The organism is Clavibacter capsici (assembly GCF_001280205.1).
Lineage (GTDB): Bacteria > Actinomycetota > Actinomycetes > Actinomycetales > Microbacteriaceae > Clavibacter > Clavibacter capsici.
Map to the genome: position 1 here is coordinate 1,892,090 of NZ_CP012573.1, position 17,847 is coordinate 1,909,936.

A 17,847-nucleotide genomic window follows, 5' to 3' on the forward strand; every position below is an offset into this window, starting at 1 on the left:
GGAGAGACCACATGAGCGAGAAGTACATCGTCGCCATCGACCAGGGCACCACCAGCACGCGGGCCATCGTCTTCGACCACGCCGGATCGATCGTGTCCACCGGCCAGCTCGAGCACGAGCAGATCTTCCCCCGCGCCGGCTGGGTCGAGCACGACCCCATGGAGATCTGGCGCAACACCCGCGAGGTCATCGGCCAGGCCCTGTCCAAGGCCGACATCACCCGCCACGACGTCGAGGCCGTCGGCATCACCAACCAGCGCGAGACCGCCGTCGTATGGGACCGCACCACGGGCAAGCCCGTCTACAACGCCATCGTCTGGCAAGACACCCGCACCCAGAAGATCGTCGACCGCCTCGCGGCCGACGGCGGCGTCGAGCGCTTCAAGCCCACCGTCGGGCTCCCGCTCGCCACCTACTTCTCGGGCACCAAGATCGTCTGGATCCTCGAGAACGTCGAGGGCGCCCGCGAGAAGGCCGAGGCCGGCGAGCTGATGTTCGGCACGACCGACACCTGGGTCCTCTGGAACCTCACCGGCGGCACCGACGGCGGCGTCCACGTCACCGACGTGACCAACGCGTCGCGCACCCTCTTCATGGACCTCGAGACCCTCCAGTGGGACGACGAGATCCTGAAGGCGTTCGACGTGCCGCGCTCGATGCTCCCCGAGATCAAGAGCTCCTCCGAGGTCTACGGCCAGGTCGAGTCCTCCAGCCTCCTGCGCGAGGTGCCCATCGCGGGCATCCTGGGCGACCAGCAGGCCGCCACGTTCGGCCAGGCGGCGTTCGACCAGGGCGAGTCGAAGAACACGTACGGCACCGGCAACTTCCTGATCTTCAACACCGGCACCGACATCATCCACTCGCAGAACGGCCTCCTCACCACCCTCGGCTACAAGCTGGGCGACGCCGAGCCGCACTACGCGCTCGAGGGGTCCATCGCCGTCACGGGCTCGCTCGTGCAGTGGATGCGCGACAACCTCGGCCTCGTGTCGAGCGCCGCGGAGATCGAGACGCTCGCCGCCACGGTCGAGGACAACGGCGGCGTGTACTTCGTCCCCGCCTTCTCCGGCCTCTTCGCGCCCTACTGGCGCTCGGACGCGCGCGGTGCGCTCGTCGGCCTCACGCGCTTCGTCAACAAGGGCCACATCGCCCGCGCGGCGCTGGAGGCCACGGCCTTCCAGACGCGCGAGGTGCTCGACGCGGTCAACGCCGACTCCGGCGTCGACCTCACGGAGCTCAAGGTGGACGGCGGGATGATCGCCAACAACCTGCTCATGCAGTTCCAGGCCGACATCCTCGGCGTCCCGGTCGTCCGCCCCGTCGTCGCGGAGACCACCGCGCTCGGCGCCGCGTACGCCGCGGGCCTCGCCGTCGGGTTCTGGAAGGACCTCGACGACCTCCGCAGCAACTGGCAGGAGGACAGCCGCTGGACGCCGGACATGGACGACGCCGAGCGCGAGCGCCAGCTGCGCCTGTGGAAGAAGGCCGTGACGAAGACCTTCGACTGGGTCGACGAGGACGTTCAGTAGACCGCGTCCGCACGATCCGCACGCCCCGTCGCCCTCGGTGACGGGGCGTGCGGCGTCTCCGGGCGACTCGCGGCCCGGCCCGGTCGGCGGATCAGATCAGCGTCGGCTGCCCGCCGGCCTCCGGCGCGTCGCCCAGCGGCTCGACGAGGTCCGGCCCGTCGTTGCGCACGCTGTTCACGCGGGTGGACACGAGCCGCGGCACGAGGTGCGGCTCCGGCAGCGACCCGAGCAGGTGCCGCACGTCGTCGACGGCCGTCGTGCCCGCGTCGAGCCAGTCGTCCAGGCGGTCGGGCGGGACGATGACCGGCGTGCGGTCGTGGATGTGCCCGAGCGCGTCGCTCGCGGCCGAGGTGATGATGGCGAGGCTCCGGAGCCAGGCGCCGGGCTCCCCGTCGGCGACCGCGGGATCGCGCCAGTGCTCGTACACGGCGGCGAAGGCCAGCGGCCGCTCGTCCTCCCCGTGCAGGTAGACGGGCTGCTTCCCCGCCGCGGTCGCCTGCCACTCGTAGTACCCGTCCGCGGGCACGACGGCGCGCCGGGTGAGCACGGCCTTCCGGAACGTCGGCTTCTCGGTCACCGTCTCGACGCGCGCGTTGATGAGCGGCGGGCCCTGCCGGGTCCTCGCCCACGGCGGCACGATCCCCCACCGGGCGTCGGTCAGCACGCGGTGGACAGGTCCGTCGGCGTCGTCGCGCGGTCGCCGGTCGGCGACCATCCTCACCGTGGTCGTCGGGGCCACGTTCCAGGACGGCGGCGGATCCCCGCCCTCGACGTCGTCGACCGACCACTCCCCGACGAGGTCGCCCGTCGCCCGCGCCACCACGAATCTCCCGCACATGCGCCCATCATCCCCCGCACCCGCGACGTCGTCCGGGCGGCGTGGATCACGCCCGGGTGGCGGCGCCCCACTCCTCGAGCTTGGCGGCCGCGCGGCCCGAGTCGACGGCGTCCGCGGCGACGGCGAGCTTCTCCCGGAGGCGTCGCGCCATCGGCTGCTGCACGCGGGTCGGGTCGTCCATCAGGTCGAAGGCCTCCAGCCCCGCCGCCGCGTTGAGCAGCACCACGTCGCGCTCGGGCCCGGGCTCGCCGGCCAGCACGCGCCGGATCACGTCCGCGTTCCCCTCCGGCCCCGTGCCGAGGAGCGCCTCGATGGGCGCGCGCGGGATCCCGAGCTCCAGCGGGTCGAGGTCGTGCTCCGTGACCGCGCCGCGGCTGACCTCCCAGATGTGGCTGTGCCCGGTGGTCGTCAGCTTGTCGATCCCGTCGTCCCCCCGGTAGACCAGCGCGGTGGCCCCGCGGGTGCGGAACACGCCGACGAGCAGCGGGACGCGGGAGAGGTCGGCGACGCCCACCGCGGAGGCCTCCGGACGCGCCGGGTTGCAGAGCGGCCCGAGCACGTTGAAGAGGGTCGAGATGCCGAGCTCCCGACGCGTCGCGGCGGCGTGCCGGAAGCCGGGGTGGAAGAGGGCGGCGTGCGCGTAGGTGATGCCCGTCTCGCGGAGCACCTCCGCGACGCGCTCGGGCGCGATCGTGAGGTCGACGCCCAGCGCGGTCAGCACGTCCGACGCGCCCGACGACGAGCTCGCCCCGCGGTTCCCGTGCTTCACGACCGGGACGCCCGTCGAGGCCGCGATGACGGACGCCGCGGACGAGATGTTGAGGACGGCGCCGTAAGGGTCCCCTCCCGTGCCCACGATGTCGAGCGCGCGCGGGTCGACGTCGAGCGGCAGCGCGTCCTCGAGCACCGCGTCGCGGAACCCGACGATCTCGTCGACCGTCTCCCCGGAGGCGCGGAGGGCCACCAGCAGGCCGCCCAGCTGCGCGGGAGTGGCCTCGCCGCGCATCACCTGGCGCATGGCCCACGTGGACTCGGACACCGACAGGTGGCGCCCCTCGATCAACGTCGTGATGAGGGCGGGCCAGGTGGGGGCGGAGGGCATGCGGATCAGCCTAACGAGAGGCTGGATCGGATCTCACGGGCGGCCCGGGTGGGCATCGGGCGTCGTCGGCCTGGGTCATAATGGAACCTGTGACGACCACCTCAATCTCCCCTGCATCCACCGCGCCGGTGGTGAACCGGCCGAACACGGTCGCCGTCGGCACCATCGTGTGGCTCGGCAGCGAGGTGATGTTCTTCGCGGGCCTCTTCGCGATCTACTTCACCCTCCGCTCCACGTCCGGCGCCCTCTGGGAGTTCGAGGCCGGCCGCCTCAACGTGCCCTTCTCCCTCGTGAACACGCTCATCCTCGTGTCGAGCTCGTTCACCTGCCAGTTCGGCGTCTTCGCGGCGGAGCGCCTGCAGGCGCGGGCCACCGGCTGGAAGCCCAGCCAGTGGGGCACGGTCGAGTGGTTCTTCCTCACGTACGCCCTCGGCGCGATCTTCGTCGTCGGCCAGATCTTCGAGTACGCCACCCTCGTCACCGAGGGCATCACGCTCAGCAGCAACGCCTACGGCTCGGCGTTCTACATGACCACCGGCTTCCACGGCCTCCACGTCACGGGCGGCCTCATCGCCTTCCTCCTCGTCATCGGGCGCATCTTCGCCGTCCGGTCCATGGGGCACAGGGAGGCGACGAGCGCCATCGTCGTGTCCTACTACTGGCACTTCGTCGACGTGGTCTGGATCGGGCTCTTCCTGGTCATCTACGTCCTCAAATAGCACCGAGCGGGAGCAACAACCACAGCATGAGCACCACGACAGCACGCGCCCGCCGCACCGGCCGCCGCAGCCCCCTGACCACCGTCGCCCTCCTCGCGATCGGCCTGCTCTTCACGGGTGGCGCCTACGCGCTGATCCAGACGGGCACCGCATCCGCGGAGGTCGACCTCAAGTCCGCGCAGACCATCGACGAGGGCCAGAAGCTCTTCGGGTCGAACTGCGCCACCTGCCACGGCATGGACGCGACCGGCACGGGCGTCGCCCCGAGCCTCATCGGCGTCGGCGCCGCCTCCGTCGACTTCCAGGTCGGCACCGGCCGCATGCCCCTCCAGGGCACCACGGTCCAGGCGGAGGAGAAGCCGACGCAGTTCACGGACGACCAGGTCAAGGAGCTCGCCGCCTACGTCGCCTCGCTCGCCCCCGGACCGGCGATCCCGGCCAGCCAGTACCTCGACGGGCAGGGTGATCCCTCGAACGGCGCCGAGCTCTTCCGCATCAACTGCGCCATGTGCCACAACGTAGCGGGGGCCGGAGGCGCCCTCACCGAGGCGAAGTTCGCCCCGAGCCTCAAGGGCGTGGACCCGGTGCACATCTACGAGGCCATGGTCACCGGCCCGCAGAACATGCCGGTCTTCAACGACACCAACATCTCCCCCGAGGACAAGCGCGACATCATCACGTCGCTCCAGTACATCGAGCAGAACAGCAACGTCGGCGGCGCGGACCTCGGCGGGCTCGGCCCGGTCTCCGAGGGGCTGTTCATGTGGATCTTCGGCCTCGGCGGCATCGTCGCCCTGACCGTGTGGCTCACGGCCCGGTCCAACTGACGCCCGCATCGATGACACGCACCAGAACACACGAGAGGCACGCACATGGCACACGACGATAAGGACGAGTCGGGCGTCGTCCCCGCGGGCTACGACGCCGGCGAGCTCGAGTCCGCCGGCCGTGACGTCGTCCTCCCGGGCGGCACCGCCGTCGCCACGCGCGACGCGTTCCCGAACCCCGGCTTCCCGGAGCACCGCCTCCGCGTCACCGACAAGGACCCGAAGAAGGCGCGGACGGCCGAGCGCGTCGTCTACACCTGGTTCTACCTGTCCATCGTCGGCAGCGTGTTCGCCATCGGGGCCTACTTCGGCTTCCCGATCTACGCGGACGACCCGGGCAGCGTGCGCCTCAACAACCTGTTCCTCGGCGTCGGCATCGCGCTCGCGCTGCTGAGCCTCGGCATCGGCGCCATCCACTGGTCGAAGGCGCTCATGAGCGACCACGAGCTGATCGACGAGCGCCACCCGCAGGGCGGCTCTCCCGCCACGCAGGCCCGCGCGGTCGAGATCTTCGCCCAGGCGAACGAGGAGTCCGGCTTCGGCCGCCGCTCGCTCATCCGCAACAGCCTCATCGGCGCCCTGGTCGCGTTCCCGCTCCCGGCGGTCGTGCTCTTCCGCGACCTCTACCCGGGCAGCGCTGAGGAGCCCGCCTCCGCCCTCAGCCACACGCTGTGGAAGAAGGGCGAGGTCCTCACCCGCGATCCGTCCGGCACGCCCATCAAGGCGTCCGACGTGACGATCGGCTCCGCGTTCCACGTCATCCCCGCGTCCCTCATGGATCTCGAGGAGGGCAAGCTCGAGGAGAAGGCCAAGGCCGCCGTGCTGCTCATGCGCCTGCGCCCCGAGGACCTCGTCGAGACGCCCGAGCGCAAGGGCTGGTCCTACGACGGGATCGTCGCCTACTCGAAGGTCTGCACGCACGTGGGTTGCCCGGTGGCGCTCTACGAGCAGCAGACGCACCACCTGCTCTGCCCCTGCCACCAGTCCCAGTTCGACGTGACCAACCACTGCGAGGTCATCTTCGGACCGGCCAAGCGGCCCCTGCCGCAGCTGCCCATCGCCGTCAACGACGAGGGCTACCTCATTGCACAGAGTGATTTCACCGAGCCCGTAGGGGCGAGTTTCTGGGAGCGTCGTGGTGACTACAACAGCTGATCCGACCACGACGGGTGCCGCCGCGCCCGCCGCCAAGAGCGGGGGCGGCCTCACCGCCGCTGCCGCCACCTACCTCGACGAGCGCACCAGCGTCAGCGTCGCCGTCAAGGAGTTCGGGCGGAAGATCTTCCCGGACCACTGGTCCTTCATGCTCGGTGAGGTGGCGCTGTACAGCTTCGTCGTCATCCTGCTGACGGGGTCCTGGCTCACCTTCTTCTTCGACCCCTCGATGGCGGAGACGCACTACGCCGGCTCGTACGCGCCCCTCAAGGGCGTCGAGATGTCCGTCGCCATGTCGTCGTCGCTCGACATCTCGTTCGACATCCGCGGCGGCCTGCTGATGCGGCAGATCCACCACTGGGCGGCGCTGCTGTTCGTGGCGTCCATCGGCCTGCACATGCTCCGCATCTACTTCACGGGTGCGTTCCGCAAGCCGCGCGAGCTGAACTGGTTCATCGGCTTCGTCCTCTTCATCCTCGCGATGGCCGAGGGCTTCACGGGCTACTCGCTCCCCGACGACCTGCTCTCCGGCAACGGCCTGCGCATCATCGACGGCATGGTCAAGGGCATCCCGGTGATCGGCACCTGGATCTCGTTCCTCCTCTTCGGCGGCGAGTTCCCCGGCACCGACATCATCCCGAGGCTCTACACGCTGCACATCCTGCTGCTGCCCGCGATCCTCGTGGCGTTCCTCGCGCTCCACCTCCTCTTCGTGGTCGTGCACAAGCACACCCAGTTCGCCGGCCCCGGCCGCACGAACGAGAACGTGGTCGGCGTGCCGGTGCTCCCGACGTTCGCGGCCAAGGCCGGCGGCTTCTTCTTCGTCGTCTTCGGCGTGATCGTGGTCATGGCGTCGTTCTTCACGATCAACCCGATCTGGAACTACGGCCCCTACGACCCGTCGCCGGTGTCGGCGGGAACGCAGCCCGACTGGTACATCGGCTTCGCCGACGGTGCCCTGCGCCTCGTGCCGCCGGGACTCGAGTTCGTGCTGTTCGACCACACGTTCTCGTTCAACATCATCCTGCCGATCACGGTCCTGGGCCTGTTCATCGTGCTCGTCGCGCTCTACCCCTTCATCGAGGCGTGGATCACGGGCGACAAGCGCGAGCACCACATCCTCGACCGCCCGCGCAACGCCCCGACGCGCACCGCCATCGGTGCCGCCGGCGTCACGTTCTACGCGGTCCTCTGGTCCGCCGCGAGCTCCGACCTCATCGCCACGCACTTCAAGGTGTCGATGGAGGGCGTCATCCACACGCTGCAGGCGCTGCTGATCCTCGGACCGGTCATCGCCTACCAGGTCGCGAAGCGCATCTGCCTGGCGCTCATGAAGAAGGACCGCGAGATCGCCCTCCACGGCGTCGAGTCGGGCCGCATCGTGAAGCTGCCCGGCGGGGAGTTCATCGAGGTGCACGAGCAGCTCGACGAGTACGAGCGCTGGCGCCTCGTCAGCTTCGACGACTACAAGCCGCTCATGATCCGCCCGGACAGCCGTGGACGCATCACGGTCAACCAGCGGGCCCGCGCGGCGCTGTCGAAGTGGTTCTTCGAGGACCGGATCTCCCCGGTCACCACGAAGGACGTCGAGCGCAGCCATGGCGGCCACCACTAGTCACCACCCCCGTCCGCGCTGACCCGCAGACGGGCATCGAGAGCCGGTCCGGCCGAACGTCGGACCGGCTCTCGTGCGTCCACCGTCGGTTCCGGCCACCACCCCGAGGAGCACCCGTGGATCTCGCCCGGCTCGCGTCGTGGCTCCGCTGTCCCGTGTGCGGCGACGAGCTGGAGGCCGATCCCCCGCTCGTGCTCCGCTGCGGCCGCGGCCACGCCGTCGACGCGAACAAGCGCGGGTACGCCACGCTGCTGGCGCCCGGGACGCGCGTCGTCGGGGACACGGCCGAGATGCTCACCGCCCGCGGCCGGTTCCTGGACCGCGGGCACTACCAGCCGCTCGTCGACGCCCTGCTCGAGGCCCTCGGACACGGCGCGTCCGAGCCGCCGGCCCGGCGCATCCTGGACGCCGGCTGCGGCACGGGCCACTACCTGCGCGCCGTCCTCGATCACCAGACCGGGTCGACGGGGCTCGCCGCGGACCTCTCCCCCGCGGCCGTCGCGATCGCCGTCCGCGGTCGCCCCGACGTCGACGGGGTCGTCGCGGACACCTGGGCAGCGCTCCCCCTGCGCGACGGCGTCGCCGACCTGGTCCTCGACGTCTTCGCCCCGCGGAACCTGCCGGAGTTCCACCGCGTGCTCGCCCCGGGCGGGCGGGTGGCCGTGGTCGCCGCGGGCCCCGAGCACCTCGCCGAGCTGCGGGCCTCCGGACGGGCTGTGGGCGTGCAGGAGGACAAGCGGGAGCGGATCCTCGAGGCCGCCGATCCGTACTTCGAGGCGGTCGCCGAGACGCGCGTCCAGCGGGTCCTGCGCCTGACCGACGACGACATCGCCCTCCTGCTGGGAATGGGCCCGTCCGCCCATCACACGGGCGGCCAGCACGTGACCGCCGTCACGACGGAGCCTGGCGTGGAGGCCGACGCGACGGCGGGGAACACCCAGGAGGTCACGATCGACGTCATGATCCACGTGCTGCGTCGACGCGGGACCGCGCCGTCCTCCTGACCGCCTCGCCGCGGCCACGGCCGAGCACCTCCGCTCCCGCCACGTGGACGATGGTCGCGGACTCGATCCTGGCCGACCACCGACGGCCTATTCGTCGAGCGACGGAATGCCGCCCGCGGCGGGTAGCCTCGTTGATGTCACAGTGCTGCTGTCCGGGGGGAAGCGGTCGCCTCGGCATCGACGTCCCCGGCGGGAGCTCCGCTCCCGCGACCGGCGCACCCTCGAGGGTCCCGGTCCGGCCGACCTCGGATCACGGACAGCCATGCTCGACTCCCTCACCCTCCGCGTCGCCTTCGGCGTGACGACGCTCACGCTCCTGCTGCTGTTCGCGCTCGTGACCTATCGCGGCACCAGGTCGCCCTTCAGCTTCTGGTGGTCCGCCGCGCTGGCGCTGTTCCTGGGCGGATCGCTCGCGTACCTGCAGGACGGGACCCCGGGCCAGGTGTGGGGCAACCCGCTCGGGAACGGCCTCATCGTGGCCGGCGCCGCGTCGGTGTGGATGGCGAGCAGGTCCCTGCGCGGGCGCACGACGCCCTGGTGGTGGGTGGTCGCGCCCGCCGCCCTCATCGTCGCCGTGTCGAGCGCCGACTCCCCCGCCACCAACGACTGGTCCGGCGGCCCGCTGTACCTCGCCCTGATGACCACCCTGATCGCCCTGTCGACCCGGGAGATCGCGCTGCTCGGTGCCGGCCAATCGCGCACGCGCTGGCCCCTCATGCTCACCTCGGGTGCGCTCGCGTGCTACTACGCCGCGCGCCTCGTCGTGTTCATCTCCGCCGGGCAGCGGAGCGACCTGTTCACCGGGTGGTTCGGCACGCCCTCCACGACGCTCATCACGCTGATCCTCCTGGTGGTGGTGTCGTTCAGCATGGCATCCCTCAGCGGGGAGCAGGTGGCGCGGGCCCTCGCCGCCCGCGCCGCCCTCTCACGTCAGGAGCTCGTCGACGGGGGCGGCGTCCAACGCCGGCTCCTGCCCCAGACCGTCCCCGACCTGCCGGGCTACGAGGTCGCCGGAGCCTGCGTGCCGAGCGGTGACGTCAGCGGCGACTTCTTCGACTGGCAGCGCACGCCCGACGGGCTCGTGGTCACCCTGGCCGACGTCATGGGCAAGGGCGTCGGGGCCGCGATGATCGCCGCGACGGTCCGGGCGTCCCTCCGCGTCGCCTCGCCCATGCACGACCCGGGCCGCACGCTGTCGGTGGTGGACCGCATCGTCGAGACGGACCTCGACGTCAACGACGCCTTCGTGACCCTGTTGCATCTGCGCCTCGACGCCCGGAGCGGCCGCGTCGACCTCATCGACGCGGGCCACGGTCTCGGCATCGTCTGCCGCGCGGACGGGACACGGGAGCCCATCCCCTCCCTCAACCTCCCGCTGGGCGCGCTGGGGACGCAGGAATGGGTGCCGACGTCCGTGCAGCTGGAGCCGGGCGACCTCCTCCTCGTCTGCAGCGACGGGGTGCTCGACCTCTTCGACGGCACGCTCGCCTCGATGGACCGGGCGGCGCTCACCGCCATGGCAGCCCGCCCGACCGCGCACGCCGCCATCGAGAGCCTCACGTGCCTGGCCGCCGCGACGACGCCACCGGACGACGTGACCGTCGTCGCCATCCGCCGCACGACCTGATGAGGGCGCCACCCGCATCCCCGGTGTGAGGTGAGGGTCGGCGGCGGACGCCAGCCACTGCGGGCCATGCCGACGCTGCTCCCTCGTTCTCCGCCGCAGCGGTGCCGGGTACGCGAGATGCCCGGCCCCCGACGGGGACCGGGCATCTTCACGGAAGCTCTGCCGACTAGCGGAGCAGCTTCTTGTAGAACTCCGCGGTGCGCTCGTAGCCGAGCCGCTTGTAGAACTCGCCGGCGCGGCGCGTGCTCATCGTGATCTGACCGACTCCGCGGTCGCCGCACAGGCGCTCCACCGCGCGGACCAGGGCCGAGCCGGTCCCGCCGCTGCGGGCCTCGGCGTCCACGACGAGCTCCTCGAGGTGGGCGCTGAGGCCGCCGGCGTACAGGAGACGGGAGACGACGAGGTACGCGTATCCGACGACCCGGCCGCCGTCCTCCGCGACCAGCAGCACGTCACGCCCCACGTCCTTGTTCGCGCGCAGGATGTGGAAGAAGGTGACGTCGAAGTCGTCCCTCGTCGCGGGGGCGTTGATCATGTCGAGCTGCTGGCAGAGGGCGAAGACGGCATCCCCGTCCGAGGCCAGCGCGTGCCGGATGTCGACCATGCGATCAGCGGGCGAAGTAGCCGCGGTAGTACTCGTAGGTCCAGCCCACGAGCGCGATGATGGCCAGGCCACCGCCGATGATCGCGATCCAGATGCCCACGGCCAGGCCGAGGAACACGGACGCGGCACCCGCCGCGAGGATCACGGGCCACCAGCTCCACGGGCTGAAGAAGCCGAGCTCCGGGTCGCCGTCGTCGACGTTGGCGTCGCTGCGGTCCTCCGGGAGCTCGCCGTTCTGGGCCGCGTAGAGACGCGCGACGAAGAAGCCGATGAACGCGGCCAGGGCGCCCGAGAGCGCGATGGCCAGCGTGCCGACCCACTCGACGGTGCCCTGGTCGATCACGTGCCAGATCGTGTACGCGGCCGCCGCGATGACGAAGAAGACCGCGAGGACGTAGAAGAGGTTCCTATTGGCGCGCACGTCACTTCACCTTGTCGCTGGAGATGTCGTAGGTCGCGGCGTCGGGAGCGTCCTTCGCCGGGCCGATGCCGACGGGGATGCCGGCCTCGGGGTGGTTCAGGTCGAAGGCGGGGGCCTCCGAGCGGATCCGCGGGATGGACGTGAAGTTGTGCCGCGGCGGCGGGCACGAGGTCGCCCACTCGAGCGAGCGGCCGTAGCCCCACGGGTCGTTCACGGTCACGCGGGGCGCTGTGCGGGCGGTGATCCAGACGTTCAGGAAGAACGGGATCATCGACAGCGCCAGGATGCCGGCGCCGATGGTCGACAGCTGGTTCATCCACGTGAAGTCGTCCTCGGGCTGGTACGTCGCGTAGCGACGCGGCATGCCCATGACGCCCAGCCAGTGCTGGATGAGGAACGTGGTGTGGAAGCCGACGAACAGCAGCCAGAAGTGGACCTTGCCGAGGCGCTCGTTGAGCATCGTGCCCGTCCACTTGGGCCACCAGAAGTAGAAGCCCGAGAACATGGCGAACACCACGGTGCCGAACACCACGTAGTGGAAGTGCGCGACGACGAAGTACGTGTCGGACACGTGGAAGTCGAGCGGGGGCGACGCCAGGATGACGCCGGTGAGGCCGCCGAACGTGAACGTGATGAGGAAGCCGATGGCCCAGAGCATGGGCGTCTCGAACGTGACCGAGCCGCGCCACATGGTGCCGATCCAGTTGAAGATCTTCACGCCCGTGGGGACCGCGATGAGCATGGTCATGAGCGAGAAGAACGGCAGCAGGACGGAGCCGGTGACGTACATGTGGTGCGCCCACACCGTGACCGAGAGGGCCGCGATGGAGATGGTCGCGTAGACGAGCGTCTTGTACCCGAAGATCGGCTTGCGGCTGAAGACCGGGAAGACCTCCGACACGATGCCGAAGAACGGCAGCGCGATGATGTACACCTCGGGGTGGCCGAAGAACCAGAACAGGTGCTGCCAGAGGATGGCGCCGCCGTTGGCCGGGTCGTAGATGTGCGCGTCGAAGATGCGGTCGGCGCCGAGGCCGAAGAGCGCAGCGGCGAGGACCGGGAACGCCATCAGCACGAGGATCGACGTCACGAGGATGTTCCACGTGAAGATCGGCATGCGGAACATGGTCATGCCGGGGGCGCGCATCGTGATGATGGTCGTCACGAAGTTGACCGCACCGAGGATGGTGCCGAAGCCGCTGAGGGCCAGGCCCATCACCCAGAGATTGCCTCCCAACCCTGGCGAGAACGTCGTGCTCGACAGCGGCGCGTACGCGAACCATCCGAACGAGGCCGCGCCGGCCGGGGTGAGGAAGCCGGCGACCGCGATGAGCGAGCCGAAGTTGAACAGCCAGTACGCGAACGCGTTGAGACGCGGGAACGCGACGTCGGGTGCGCCGATCTGCAGCGGCATGAGCACGTTGGCGAAGCCCGCGAAGAGCGGCGTCGCGAACATGAGCAGCATGATCGTGCCGTGCATGGTGAAGAGCTGGTTGTACTGCTCCTTCGTCTCCACCACGTGCAGGCCCGGCTCGAAGAGCTGGGCGCGGATGACGAGGGCCATCACGCCGCCGAGGCAGAAGTAGAGGAACGAGGTGATCAGGTACAGGTACCCGATCGTCTTGTGGTCGGTGGAGGTGATCCAGTTGACCACGACGTTGCCTCGACGCTCGGCCTTGCCCGAGCCGTCGAGGACCTTCGCCTGACCCGCGGGGATCGCGGTGGGACGGTTGAGGGTCGATGTCACGTTTCTGCTGCCCTACTCTTCGGACGACTCGGTGGTGGCCGGCACGTCGGTGCCGGGGAGGTTCTGCAGGCGGTCGTAGTCCTTGCCGAGGTCTCCGGCGAACCCGGCCGCCTTCTGGCGCTCGATGTAGGCGTTGTACTCGTCGACGGAGACGACCTTCACCTGGAAGAGCATGAGGGAGTGGTACTCGCCGCAGAGCTCGGCGCACTTGCCCATGTACGTCCCCTCCTTCTCCGGGATGAACGTCATGTAGTTCGTCTTGCCGGAGATGAGGTCCTTCTTGTACAGGAAGTCGACGACCCAGAAGGAGTGGAGCGTGTCGCGGGTGTTGAGCTCGAGCTCGACCTTGGTGTTGACCGGCAGGTAGAGCGTCGGGAGCTTGTCCTTGTCGATGGAGCCCTGGGGGCCGTTCGGGTCGTCGACCGCCTGGACGCCCTGCTCGTAGGCGCCGCCCTCGATGGGCTGTCCGGCCTCGGTCTCGCCGCCCAGGTAGTTGAAGTCCCAGGCCCACTGCTTGCCGAAGACCTGGACCTTGACCTCGGGCTTGTCGAAGCGCGCCTCGATGGCGGCCTGGTCCTTGGCGGTGAAGGCGAAGAAGCCCAGCACGAGGATGAGCGGCACGATCGTGTAGAAGATCTCGATCGGCATGTTGTAGCGCATCTGCACCGGCAGGCCGGTCTGGCCCTTGCGGCGGCGGTACACGACCGCGGCCCAGATGGTGAGGCCCCAGGTGAGCACGCCCACCGCGAGGAGGACGATCCAGGCCGTGACCCAGAGGCCGATGACCGAGTCGACGTGGTTCGTGGTGCCCGGCTCGGTGGGGAGGAAGCCCTGGAGCTGCTGCTGCGTGCACCCCGCGAGGAGTACCGAGATGCCTATGGCGACGGGGATCGTCAGCCAACGTTGACGGCGAGTGAAGCGCACGTGCAGACCCTTCGAAGAACCGGATGTGACGGGTTCCACCCTACGCGACAGGGAGCCGCCCGAAGGACGACTCCCTGTTCGAAGCCCGGTTTCCCGGGTCGGATCGCTTACCGCTCCATGTGTCAGTGGAACGAGTCGCCGCACGCGCACGAGCCGCCGGCGTTGGGGTTGTCGATGGTGAAGCCCTGCTTCTGGATGGTGTCCTCGAAGTCGATCGTCGCGCCGTCGAGGTAGGGGACGCTCATCTTGTCGACGATGACCTCGACGCCGTCGAAGTCGACCGTGGCGTCGCCGTCGAGCTCGCGCTCGTCGAAGTACAGCTGGTAGATGAGGCCGGAGCAGCCGCCGGGCTGGACGGCGACGCGGAGGCGCAGGTCCTCGCGGCCCTCCTGCTGGAGCAGGCTCTTGACCTTGCTCGCGGCGGTGTCCGTGAGTCCGACGCGGTGGGCCGCCTGGGCGGTCTCGGTCAGCGTGGTGTCGGTCATGAGCACTCCTCGGGTGGTGGGATCTGCGGTCGGGCGACTCCGGTGGAGTCTACGTCGTGCAACCGCGGGAGTCACCCGCGTGTTCCCGCCGTCCCGCGGGGATCCGCCGGGGACCCCGCGGGACGGGACCGCTCAGTCGCGGCGGGCGATGCGCGAGAGGAGGACGGCCTCGCTGAGGATGGCGCGCTGCAGCACGCCGAGGTGCTGGGACTCGTTCGGGCTGTGCGCCCGGGTGTCGGGGTCCTCGACGCCGGTGACGAGGATCTGCGCGGCCGGGAACGCCTCGACGAGGTCGGCGATGAAGGGGATGGACCCGCCGATGCCGGCCTGCACGGGCGCGCGGCCCCAGCCGGCCGTCATGGCCGCCGTCGCCTCGGCCATGGCCCAGCCGGTCGTGTCGACGAGGAAGGGGTCCCCCTGGTCGACGTCGCTGATCTCGACGTGCGCGCCGAACGGGCGGTGGCCCTGCACGTGCGCCTCGAGGGCGCGGTAGGCGTCGGCGGCGGTCTGCCCGGGTGCGATGCGGGCGCTGATGCGCACCGAGACCTCGGGGAGCAGGGTGTTGCTCGCGTTGGCGACCGAGGGCGCGTCGATGCCCGTGACGGTGATCGACGGCTGCGCCCAGAGGCGCGTGAGGATGGGGCCCGTGCCGACCGGCGAGACGCCCGGCAGGAGCGCGGCCTCCTCGGCGAGGCGCGCGTCGTCGTACTCGGGCGTCTCCATCGAGGTGGAGGCGAGGCCCGCGACGGCGACGGAGCCGGCCTCGTCCCAGAGCGAGTCGAGGAGGCGGACCGTCGCCATCATCGCGTCGGGGACGGCGCCGCCGAACATGCCGGAGTGCGAGGCGTGGTCGAGCGTGCGGACCGTGAGGCGGAAGGTGACGTTGCCGCGGAGGGCGATGGTGATGGACGGGGTGTCCACGTCCCAGTTGTCGCTGTCGGCGACGACGATGACGTCGGCCGCGAGGGCGTCGTGGTGCGTCGCGAGGAAGTCGGAGAAGGACCGGGACCCTGCCTCCTCCTCCCCCTCGATGAAGACGGCGAGGCCGAGGTCGAGGTCGTCGCCCTCCGCCTCGACGAGCGCGCGGATGGCCGCGACGTGCGTCATGATCCCGGCCTTGTCGTCCGAGGCGCCGCGCCCGTGCAGCCGGTCGCCGCGGAGGGTGGGCTCGAAGGGCGGGGTCTCCCAGTGCTCATCGGCGCCGGGCGGCTGCACGTCGTGGTGCGCGTAGAGGAGGACGGTCGGCTTCCCGTTCCGCGGCGCGCGCGTCGCGAGGACCGCCGGCTGGCCGTCGTCGCCCGAGGGCGTGGTCGCCCGGTGGACGGAGACGTCGTCGAAGACGCCGAGCCCCGCCAGCAGTCCTGCGACGGCGTCGGCGCTGGCCGCGACATGCGTCGGGTCGAAGGCCGGCCAGGAGACGGAGGGGATGCGCACCAGGGCCGAGAGGTCGGCGATCGTGGTGGGCAGCCCGCCCGCGACGGCCGCGGCGAGCCGGTCGACGGCCTCCTGGTCCGGTGCGGTCACGGCGTCTGCGGAGGTGTCGGGAGGCGTCATGCAGGTAATCTTAGATTCACTCCAGGCAAGGACGAGAGACGTGGCGAAGCAGCACACCCCCGCAGAGACCCCCGCCGAGACGAGCGCCCCGGCACCCGTCGACGGCCGCACGGCCGACGGGAAGAAGGGCCCCACGCCCACCCGTCGGGAGCGGGAGGCCGCCAACCTCCGCCCGCTCGTGCCGCAGGACCGCAAGCTGGCGGCGCAGCAGGCGAAGGAGAAGGCGCGCGAGGCGCGTGCCCGTGCGAACGCCGGCATGGCCGCGGGCGACGAGCGCTACCTCCCCGTCCGCGACAAGGGCCCGCAGAAGCGCTACGCCCGCGACGTCGTCGACGCGCGCTGGAGCGTGGGCGAGTTCCTGCTGCCCGTCATGGGCGTCGTGGTGGTGCTCACGTTCGTGGTGCCGAGCCTCTCGGCCATCCCGCTGCTGTCGATCTACGTGTTCGTCTTCGCCGCCATCATCGACGCGTACCTCACCGGCCGCCGCGTGCGGGCCGCGATCGCCGAGCGCGTCGGCGCCGACCGGGTCGAGCGCGGGATCCGCTGGTACACGGGCATGCGCACCATCCAGATGCGCCCGATGCGCCTCCCCAAGCCGCAGGTGAAGCGCCGCGCGAAGGTCACCTTCGGCTGATCCCCGGCCGCCGCGGCGCCCGCGTCGTCAGCGGGCGCGACGGATCCGCAGGAGCCCGGCGTTCACCGACCGGGCCCATAGCGGACCCCGGTAGAGGAACGCCGTGTAGCCCTGGACGAGCGTCGCGCCCGCGTCGATCCGCGCCTGCACGTCCTCGGCGGTGTCCACGCCGCCGACGGAGATGACGCACGCGTCCTCGGGCAGCGCACGACGCAGGATCCCGAGCACCTCGAGGGAGCGCGCCGCGAGCGGCGCCCCCGAGAGGCCGCCGGCACCGGCGGCCTCCACGACCGCGGCGTCCGTGCGCAGGTCCGCGCGGGAGAGCGTCGTGTTCGTGGCGATGACGCCCGCCAGGCCGAGCTCCGTCGCGAGCTCGGCGATCCGCTCGACCTCGGCGTCCTGCAGGTCGGGCGCGATCTTGACCAGGACGGGCACGCCGCCGGCGGCGTCGCGGATGCTGGTGAGGAGCGGCCGCAGCAGCTCGATCTCCTGCAGCCCGCGGAGACCCGGGGTGTTGGGCGAGCTGACGTTGACGGCGAGGTAGTCGGCGACGGGCGCCACCAGCCGCGTCGTGCGCACGTAGTCGGCGACCGCGTCCTCGACGGCGACCACGCGGGTCTTCCCGATGTTGACGCCGATGACGGGCCGGTCGCGCCGGGAGCGCAGGCGGCGGAGGCGGTCGGCGAGGGCCGTCGCTCCCCCGTTGTTGAAGCCCATGCGGTTGATGACGGCGCGGTCCTCGATGAGGCGGAACAGGCGCGGGCGCGGGTTGCCGGGCTGGGCCTCGGCGGTCACGGTGCCGACCTCGACGTGGCCGAAGCCGAGCTGGCCGAGGCCGAGCACGGCCTGAGCGTCCTTGTCGAAGCCCGCGGCGACGCCGAACGGCGACGGGAAGCGCAGCCCGAGCGCGTCGACGGCGAGCGACGGATCCGGTGCCGTCAGCCGACGTGCGATCCAGCCGAGGCCGGACGGCGGGAGGAGGGCGATGGCCGTGGACGCGAGGTGGTGGGCGTCCTCCGGGTCCATGCGCGACAGGACCGTGCGGAAGAGGAGGGGATACAT

General features: G+C 70.7%; 17 protein-coding genes. 8 read left to right on the top strand and 9 right to left on the bottom strand.

From position 1 onward, the window contains the following. Nucleotides 1–11 precede the first annotated feature (11 nt). Nucleotides 12–1,529 carry a glycerol kinase GlpK gene (glpK, locus tag AES38_RS08885; protein ID WP_053774661.1) on the top strand — a complete coding sequence of 506 codons (1,518 nt, stop codon included), beginning with the start codon at nucleotides 12–14 and terminating at the stop codon, nucleotides 1,527–1,529. Nucleotides 1,530–1,620: 91 nt separating this feature from the next. Here glpK and AES38_RS08890 read toward each other — a convergent pair whose 3' ends face one another. Next, nucleotides 1,621–2,367 (bottom strand): SOS response-associated peptidase, encoded by a 747-nt coding sequence (locus tag AES38_RS08890; protein ID WP_053774662.1) that lies wholly within the window; start codon nucleotides 2,365–2,367, stop codon nucleotides 1,621–1,623. Between the two features lie 46 nt (nucleotides 2,368–2,413). Next, nucleotides 2,414–3,469 (bottom strand): anthranilate phosphoribosyltransferase, encoded by a 1,056-nt coding sequence (trpD, locus tag AES38_RS08895; protein WP_053774663.1) that lies wholly within the window; start codon nucleotides 3,467–3,469, stop codon nucleotides 2,414–2,416. Between the two features lie 80 nt (nucleotides 3,470–3,549). Between trpD and ctaE the strand changes: the two genes are divergently transcribed. The 6 genes from ctaE (at nucleotide 3,550) to AES38_RS08925 (ending at nucleotide 10,416) form a co-directional block, all read left to right on the top strand. Further along, entirely contained in the window at nucleotides 3,550–4,188 is a 639-nt protein-coding gene (gene ctaE / locus AES38_RS08900) for an aa3-type cytochrome oxidase subunit III (RefSeq protein WP_081001874.1), read from the top strand. 26 nt (nucleotides 4,189–4,214) lie between these two features. After that, nucleotides 4,215–5,015, top strand: a complete 801-nt coding sequence (gene qcrC, locus AES38_RS08905) for a cytochrome bc1 complex diheme cytochrome c subunit (RefSeq protein ID WP_053774664.1) — start codon at nucleotides 4,215–4,217, stop codon at nucleotides 5,013–5,015. Nucleotides 5,016–5,060: 45 nt separating this feature from the next. After that, nucleotides 5,061–6,170 (top strand): cytochrome bc1 complex Rieske iron-sulfur subunit, encoded by a 1,110-nt coding sequence (gene qcrA / locus AES38_RS08910; protein ID WP_053774665.1) that lies wholly within the window; start codon nucleotides 5,061–5,063, stop codon nucleotides 6,168–6,170. Beyond that, a complete protein-coding gene (gene qcrB / locus AES38_RS08915; protein WP_086526434.1) occupies nucleotides 6,154–7,785 on the top strand; it encodes a cytochrome bc1 complex cytochrome b subunit in 1,632 nt (543 codons plus the stop codon). Before qcrA ends, qcrB begins: the two co-directional genes overlap by 17 nt. Before the next feature lie 116 nt (nucleotides 7,786–7,901). Then, the gene (locus AES38_RS08920) at nucleotides 7,902–8,789 is read left to right on the top strand and encodes a methyltransferase domain-containing protein (protein ID WP_053774667.1); all 888 of its coding nucleotides are present in this window, start codon (nucleotides 7,902–7,904) and stop codon (nucleotides 8,787–8,789) included. 262 nt (nucleotides 8,790–9,051) lie between these two features. After that, a complete protein-coding gene (locus AES38_RS08925; protein WP_053774668.1) occupies nucleotides 9,052–10,416 on the top strand; it encodes a PP2C family protein-serine/threonine phosphatase in 1,365 nt (454 codons plus the stop codon). Nucleotides 10,417–10,582: 166 nt separating this feature from the next. Here the strand turns inward: AES38_RS08925 and AES38_RS08930 are convergent, their stop codons facing one another. From AES38_RS08930 to AES38_RS08955, 6 genes are all read right to left on the bottom strand, one after another. Beyond that, nucleotides 10,583–11,020 carry a GNAT family N-acetyltransferase gene (locus AES38_RS08930; protein WP_053774669.1) on the bottom strand — a complete coding sequence of 146 codons (438 nt, stop codon included), beginning with the start codon at nucleotides 11,018–11,020 and terminating at the stop codon, nucleotides 10,583–10,585. Nucleotides 11,021–11,024: 4 nt separating this feature from the next. After that, on the bottom strand, nucleotides 11,025–11,441 hold the full coding sequence (locus AES38_RS08935) for a cytochrome c oxidase subunit 4 (protein WP_053774670.1): 417 nt from the start codon (nucleotides 11,439–11,441) through the stop codon (nucleotides 11,025–11,027). A 1-nt stretch (nucleotide 11,442) separates the two neighbouring features. Further along, nucleotides 11,443–13,188: an aa3-type cytochrome oxidase subunit I gene (gene ctaD / locus AES38_RS08940; protein WP_172403702.1), complete on the bottom strand. Its 1,746-nt coding sequence runs from the start codon at nucleotides 13,186–13,188 to the stop codon at nucleotides 11,443–11,445. A 12-nt stretch (nucleotides 13,189–13,200) separates the two neighbouring features. Continuing rightward, complete coding sequence (gene ctaC / locus AES38_RS08945) at nucleotides 13,201–14,112, bottom strand: aa3-type cytochrome oxidase subunit II (RefSeq protein ID WP_053774671.1); 912 nt, start codon at nucleotides 14,110–14,112, stop codon at nucleotides 13,201–13,203. A gap of 122 nt (nucleotides 14,113–14,234) precedes the next feature. After that, nucleotides 14,235–14,597: an iron-sulfur cluster insertion protein ErpA gene (gene erpA / locus AES38_RS08950; RefSeq protein ID WP_012038530.1), complete on the bottom strand. Its 363-nt coding sequence runs from the start codon at nucleotides 14,595–14,597 to the stop codon at nucleotides 14,235–14,237. Between the two features lie 132 nt (nucleotides 14,598–14,729). Continuing rightward, complete coding sequence (locus tag AES38_RS08955; protein ID WP_053774672.1) at nucleotides 14,730–16,151, bottom strand: dipeptidase; 1,422 nt, start codon at nucleotides 16,149–16,151, stop codon at nucleotides 14,730–14,732. 40 nt (nucleotides 16,152–16,191) lie between these two features. Between AES38_RS08955 and AES38_RS08960 the strand changes: the two genes are divergently transcribed. Continuing rightward, on the top strand, nucleotides 16,192–16,785 hold the full coding sequence (locus AES38_RS08960) for a DUF3043 domain-containing protein (RefSeq protein WP_081001876.1): 594 nt from the start codon (nucleotides 16,192–16,194) through the stop codon (nucleotides 16,783–16,785). A gap of 27 nt (nucleotides 16,786–16,812) precedes the next feature. Here AES38_RS08960 and AES38_RS08965 read toward each other — a convergent pair whose 3' ends face one another. After that, on the bottom strand, nucleotides 16,813–17,847 hold the full coding sequence (locus tag AES38_RS08965; protein WP_053774673.1) for a quinone-dependent dihydroorotate dehydrogenase: 1,035 nt from the start codon (nucleotides 17,845–17,847) through the stop codon (nucleotides 16,813–16,815).

Excerpts from the sequence above, each read along its gene's own strand:
- AES38_RS08925 (WP_053774668.1), top strand. The coding sequence starts at position 9,052 with ATGCTCGACTCCCTCACCCTCCGCGTCGCCTTCGGCGTGACGACGCTC.
- AES38_RS08965 (WP_053774673.1), bottom strand. The coding sequence starts at position 17,847 with ATGTATCCCCTCCTCTTCCGCACGGTCCTGTCGCGCATGGACCCGGAG.
- qcrA (WP_053774665.1), top strand. The coding sequence starts at position 5,061 with ATGGCACACGACGATAAGGACGAGTCGGGCGTCGTCCCCGCGGGCTAC.
- glpK (WP_053774661.1), top strand. The coding sequence starts at position 12 with ATGAGCGAGAAGTACATCGTCGCCATCGACCAGGGCACCACCAGCACG.
- AES38_RS08890 (WP_053774662.1), bottom strand. The coding sequence starts at position 2,367 with ATGTGCGGGAGATTCGTGGTGGCGCGGGCGACGGGCGACCTCGTCGGG.
- AES38_RS08930 (WP_053774669.1), bottom strand. The coding sequence starts at position 11,020 with ATGGTCGACATCCGGCACGCGCTGGCCTCGGACGGGGATGCCGTCTTC.
- ctaE (WP_081001874.1), top strand. The coding sequence starts at position 3,550 with ATGGAACCTGTGACGACCACCTCAATCTCCCCTGCATCCACCGCGCCG.
- erpA (WP_012038530.1), bottom strand. The coding sequence starts at position 14,597 with ATGACCGACACCACGCTGACCGAGACCGCCCAGGCGGCCCACCGCGTC.
- qcrC (WP_053774664.1), top strand. The coding sequence starts at position 4,215 with ATGAGCACCACGACAGCACGCGCCCGCCGCACCGGCCGCCGCAGCCCC.
- trpD (WP_053774663.1), bottom strand. The coding sequence starts at position 3,469 with ATGCCCTCCGCCCCCACCTGGCCCGCCCTCATCACGACGTTGATCGAG.
- AES38_RS08955 (WP_053774672.1), bottom strand. The coding sequence starts at position 16,151 with ATGACGCCTCCCGACACCTCCGCAGACGCCGTGACCGCACCGGACCAG.